Origin of the sequence: Nocardioides zhouii (assembly GCF_004137345.1) — a bacterium.
GTDB classification, from domain to species: domain Bacteria; phylum Actinomycetota; class Actinomycetes; order Propionibacteriales; family Nocardioidaceae; genus Nocardioides; species Nocardioides zhouii.
Map to the genome: position 1 here is coordinate 1 of NZ_SDWV01000046.1, position 1088 is coordinate 1088.

The window sequence follows — 1088 nt, forward strand, 5'->3', positions numbered from 1 at the left end:
CCTAGCTGTACCCGGCCACGACATTGGTAGCGGCGAGCCTGGTTGAACGAGTGAGAACCTCCGGATGGGATGTGGCTTGTCTAAGGCCCACTCCAACCCGGAGGTTCTCGTGTCCCACGGTAATGCCCGTCTCACCGTCCACGGTCGTCGCCTGATCGTCCAGCGCCATCAAGCTGGCTGGCCCCAGGCCCACATCGCTGCTGCGATGGGTGTCTCGCGCCAGTGTGTGAAGAAGTGGATCGATCGCCACGACAGCGAAGGCGAGGCCGGTTTGATCAGCCGCTCTTCGCGTCCGCACTCGATGCCCACCAAGACCAGCGATGAGGTCGAGCAGAAGGTCCTCGCAGCGCGCGCTGAGTTTCGCGACGGCCCCGACGTTCTGGCCGCGAAAGTTGGTGTGCCGGCGCGGACGGTGTCGAGGATCCTGCGCCGCCACGACGTGCCGTATCTGCGTGAGTGTGACCCGATCACTGGTGATGTGATCCGGTCCTCGAAACAGACCGCCGTGCGCTACGAGCGCGAGCGGCCGGGCGAGCTGGTCCACATGGACGTGAAGAAGCTCGGCAAGATCCCCGACGGTGGCGGCTGGCGTGTCCACGGGCGCACCGATGGCAACCGCGACCGCAAGGTCAAGATCGGCTACGACTACGTCCACTCGCTCGTCGATGACCACTCCCGGCTGGCCTACAGCGAGGTCCTGCCCGACGAGAAGGGCACGACCTGCGCGGCCTTCCTCGAGCGCGCGATCGACTACTTCGCCGCCCACGGCATCGCCCAGATCGAACGGTTGATGACCGACAACGCCTGGGCCTACAAGTGGTCGCTACGCGAGGTGTGCGCCGATCACGACATCGTCCAGAAGTTCATCAAGCCCCACTGTCCCTGGCAGAACGGCAAGGTCGAGCGCCTCAACCGCACCCTGGCCACCGAGTGGGCCTACCGGCAGATCTTCACCAGCAACAACGACCGAACCGCAGCCCTTGCGCCATGGCTCGAGCACTACAACACTGAACGCCGCCACAGCGCACTCGGAGGCAACCCACCCATCAGCCGACTGCTACCAACCTGATGGCCGGGTACACCTAGCG

Annotated in this window: 1 protein-coding gene; it reads left to right on the forward strand. The window is 64.9% G+C overall.

What is annotated here, in order from left to right:
- Positions 1-109 precede the first annotated feature (109 nt).
- Entirely contained in the window at positions 110-1069 is a 960-nt protein-coding gene (locus tag EUA94_RS21970) for an IS481 family transposase (protein ID WP_101228951.1), read from the forward strand.
- Positions 1070-1088 lie beyond the last annotated feature (19 nt).